Annotated in this window: 1 protein-coding gene; it reads left to right on the top strand. The window is 67.8% G+C overall.

Features of this window, described 5'->3' with window-relative positions; all coding sequences use genetic code 11:
• Positions 1-835 precede the first annotated feature (835 nt).
• Positions 836-3,628 (top strand): AfsR/SARP family transcriptional regulator, encoded by a 2,793-nt coding sequence (locus FKR81_RS42920; RefSeq protein WP_235922246.1) that lies wholly within the window; start codon positions 836-838, stop codon positions 3,626-3,628.
• Positions 3,629-4,051: the final 423 nt, after the last annotated feature.

Consider the following 4,051-nt stretch of genomic DNA (forward strand, 5'->3'; position numbering starts at 1 on the left):
GAGTACATCGACGTGGACGCCGAGGGCCCGTTCAAGCCCGAGCACTACCGCTACTGATCACGCCCTGCTGATCAGGAACGCCCGCCAGGCCCCGACGCTGAACCCCAGCTCGGGGCCTGGAGCGTTCCCGGGGGTCACGCACGCGACCTCGACTGCGCCGTTGATATTTCATACTTGTGTCAACAGGTGTGCCTCGCGACGGGGAATCGCGAGATCACGGGTGCGAACCGAGTGGCGGGTCGGGATCGGAAGAACGGTGGGCCGGGTGATGGCCCGGTCGGTGCAGCGGTCGACAGGCTCACCGCGACCGGTTGCGATATCCGGGTGCTCAGCACGGCGAGCCGACAGCCGACAGATAGCTGATCAATATGTACGTCTCATTCGTCTCAATTGGTTGATATCTCTAATGGAGTACCACGCGGGTTGCCAACTGGGTGAATTTGAGAATTGCGGCTCGGTGTCGACTCGCGTCTAAATTCTCAGTAGAATCCGTAACCGCGCCACTACCGAACGTGTTGTGCGGTTCATTTAGGGCCGAACGAGAGGTGAAGGCGCAGCTCAGGCGATGTTCGCGAGCTGGTTGGGCGGCTTGAAAACGTTTTCTGAGAGTGATTTGCCCAGGTGCTCGTGGTATGTCGATTGGAGTTAGGTGGCAACTTCTCGGTTGGCGGAGGAACCCCAAGGAATCACCTTCCGGCTACTCGGGCCGATGGAGATCGTGGCTCCTGATGGAGGTGTTCGCGCACTGTCCGGCAGGCAACAGACCGTGTTGTCGGCATTGCTGGTGCGGGCGAACCACGTAGTAGGCGTCGACCATTTGGTCGATGTGCTCTGGATGGATTCACCGCCGTCGACGGCACGGGCTCAGGTCCAGTACTGCGTGCACGCGTTGCGCACCGAGTTCGGCCGCTTGAAGGTGCCCGCGTCGATCGTGACCCAGTCGCCCGGCTACCGGGTGGAGGTGCCCGACCAGCGCATCGACGCGCGCAGGTTCGAGCACCTCGTGACGGACGGACGCGGTCGTGCGCGGTCCGGTGATCTCAACGGGGCGATCGCGACGCTGCAGCAGGCGCTCGACCTGTGGCGCGGTCCCACCTTGGACGGCTGCCCTCGGGGGGTCCGCGACCAGCTGACCTGGCTGGAGGAGATGCGCCTCGAGGTGCTGGAGGAGTGCCTTGGCCACGTGCTGGAACTGGGCCGTCATCGCGAGGTCATCGGCCAGTTGCGCACCCTCGTCCTGGAGAACCCGCTCAAGGAGGGGCTGCGGTACCTGCTGATGCTGGCGCTATACCGCTCGGGGCGACCGTCGGACGCGCTGGACGTCTACCGGGCCGGGCGCGGGGTGATGGTGGAGGAGTACGGACTCGACCCCGGTGACAAGCTCAAGCGCCTCGAAGCCGCGATCCTCGCCGAAGACCAGTCGTTGCTGTGGAAGGGACCTGACACCGCCGCCGTCGCCGCTGTCACCACCACCGCGCCGAGCACGACGTCCTGGGGGAGACCGCGGCAGCTGCCATCGGCCATCGCGGACTTCACCGGCCGTGACGAGCTCGTCGAGGAGGTCGAACGGCTCCTCGGAGGTGACGACGGCGCCGCACCGCTCAACGCCGTGCCGATCGTGAACATCTGCGGCAAGGCCGGCGTCGGCAAGAGCGCACTCGCCGTGCACGTCGCCCATCGCGTCGCCGCGAAGAACTACCCCGACGGCCAGCTGTACGTGAACCTCCGGTCCAACGCGGGACACGCCGTGTCCGCCCACGACGTGCTCGGCAGGTTCCTGAGAGCGCTCGGTGTGAGCGGAGCGTCGATCCCCGACCACGAGGACGAGCGCGCCGAGATGTACCGCGGGCTGCTCGCCGACCGCAGGGTGCTCATCGTCCTCGAGGACGCGGCGACCGAGTCGCAGATCGCGCCCGCCCTGCCGGGTTCGGCGTCGTGCGGCGTCGTGGTCACCAGCCGGGCCCGGCTGACCGGCCTGGTCGGTAGCCGGCTCGTCCCGGTGGACGTGCTCGGCCGGGACCAGGCGTTGCTGTTGCTGGGACACACACTGGGCATGAGCCGGATAGAGCGTGAACCCCAGGCCGCCACCGCGCTCGTGGCAGCGGTCGGTGGACTGCCGCTCGCGCTGCGCATCATCGGTGCGCGCCTCGCGGCACGTCCGCACTGGACGCTCGCGTCGATGCTGCGCAGGCTCGCCGACGAACGCGGGCGGCTGGACGAGCTCGTGCACGGCGACCTGGTCGTGCGCGGCAGTCTGCAGCTCAGCTACGCGGGCCTCGACGGCGGAGCCGCCGACCTGATGGGCCTGCTCGGCGCACTCGACGCGGAGGACCTGCCGTCCTGGACGGCCGCGGCGGTGCTCGACGACAGGGCCGGGACGCAGTCGGGCGAAACGCTCGACCGGCTGGTCGACGCGCAGCTGCTCGACTGCGCGGTCTCCGGGGCGCCCGCGGCACCCCGCTACAGCTTTCACGACCTGATCCGGATCTTCGCGCGGGAACGGTTGCGCGAGCGGCCGACCGAGGCCGAGTCCGGTGCGCTGCAACGGGTTCTCGGTGGCTGGCTGCACTTGGCGGAGCAGGCGCATCGCGGCCTCTACGGCGGCGACTTCACCACGTTGCACGGCAGCGGGCCGAGATGGCCCGTGCCAGGGCCACCCGTCACCGGCGGTGCCGACAGTCCGTTGCGCTGGCTCGAAACCGAGCGCGCGAACATCTGCAGCGCGATCGAGCAGGGCGCTGACGCCGGGCTGGACGAGCTGTGCTGGGACCTGGCGGTCACGCTCGTGTCGCTGTTCGAGGTGCGCAGCTACTTCGACGACTGGCAGACGACCCACGAGCACGCCCTGCGCGCCACTCGGGTGGCGAGCAACACGCGCGGCACGGCAGCCGTCCTCTGCTCGCTCGGCTCGTTGCACATCAACCAGTCCCGGCTCGATCTGGCCCGGTCGGTGCTGATGCCGTCGTTCGAGGCCTTCGCCGAGCTGGGAGATGAACACGGCCTCGCACTCGTCCGGCGGAACCTGGGGCTGCTCGACCGCAAGGCGGGCTCACTGAGCACCGCGGCCACGCACTGCGCCGCGGCGTTGAACGGCTTCATCGCGGTGGGCGACGTCGTCGGCCAGGCAGCGGTGCTGAGCCAGCTGGCCCAGCTCGAGCTGGACACCCAGAACCACACTCGGGCGCTCGCGCTGTTGCAGCGCGCCGCGCGCACCTGTGCGCTGGTGAGCAGTCCCCGAGTCGAGTCGCAGATCCGGTACAAGCTGGGCAAGGCCCTGATGGCGCAGGGGGAGTACGAGGCGGCCGCCGAGGTGATGTCGGACGTGCTGAACCTCGTGCGGGCGACCAGCGATCTGCAAGGGGAAAGTTATGCCACGCACGCGATGGGAGTCGTGCAGAAACATCGTGGCGAGCTGAACCTGGCGGCACAACTGCTGGAGAAAGCGGTTCGGCTGTGCGAGCAGAACGTGGACCGGGTGAACGCGGCGCAATCGCGGCTCGAGCTCGCCTGCGTGGAATCAATGCGCGGCAGGCACACCATCGCGGAATCGCTCACGGATGAGGCCAACGCGATCCTCCGCGAGTACCAGATCCAGGACTGGACGGGCCGGGTTCCCGGTGGCTCCTGACGGCGGAGCAGCAGCTCCGCGCGCCGGGGAGCCCGTGCGGGTCAGGATGTCGTGCTGTCTTCACCCCGTGTTGCGCAGGGGTCCCACGGGGTGTCGCCTCCTGACGCGACGTCGGTGAACAAGGCCAGGCCGGGGAGAAGGAACGGCGGCGTTCGATCGCACCTCATGTCGGTCTCTTTCCGGTCGTCGGAGTTGTTCATCAAGTTACTGGGGTGTGTTTTCATCCCACTTTCGTCGAGTGACGCACGTGAGCGCCAGGATGAGAAGATTTGCGAAAGGGTGGAGGAATACGTTGGGCAGCGTGAACTGGACCGTGGACGTGCCCATCGACACGCTTCCCGAGCTTCCCCCGTTGCCGCCGGACATGCGCAAGCGCCTTGACGACGCCCTCGCGCGTCCCGCTGCGCAGCAGCCGGAGTGGCC

The sequence above is a fragment of the Lentzea tibetensis genome (genome assembly GCF_007845675.1).
Lineage (GTDB): Bacteria > Actinomycetota > Actinomycetes > Mycobacteriales > Pseudonocardiaceae > Lentzea > Lentzea tibetensis.